The organism is Cupriavidus sp. 05T313 (assembly GCF_056396665.1).
In genome coordinates this window covers 1-375 of record NZ_JBFTLX010000701.1, presented here as the reverse complement: position 1 = coordinate 375, position 375 = coordinate 1, and the positions used below count along the sequence as shown (strand labels likewise).

The 375-nt window shown below is 65.3% G+C and carries 1 pseudogene; it reads left to right on the top strand.

From position 1 onward, the window contains the following. Positions 1 to 243, top strand: a pseudogene (locus AC1DKD_RS42455) (nucleoside/nucleotide kinase family protein); the annotation flags it as partial. Positions 244 to 375: the final 132 nt, after the last annotated feature.

Here is a 375-nt window from a genome sequence, read left to right as displayed (position 1 = left end):
ACCGAGGGGAACTACCTGCTGGCGGACCAGGAACCGTGGAAGGACGTGCGGGCGCAGCTGGATGAGGTGTGGTTCCTCGAAACTCCGCTGGCGCTCCGGCTGCAGCGCCTGGTGGACCGGCACGTTTCGTTCGGCATGCAACGTGAGGCTGCGGTTGCCTGGGCCACTGGACCCGACGAAGCCAATGCCCGCCTGATCCAGGCCACCCGCCCGGCGGCGGACCGCGTCCTACCTTGGCTGTAAATTTCAACGCAGGAAACGAACAGGAGAACCATGGCAAGCGCACCCAGCGAATCCGGCAGCAATGAAGCCGCACGAAATGTCCACCTCGGTGATGGACTGACCGTCAGCCCCCTGGGCTTCGGCGGCATGGCC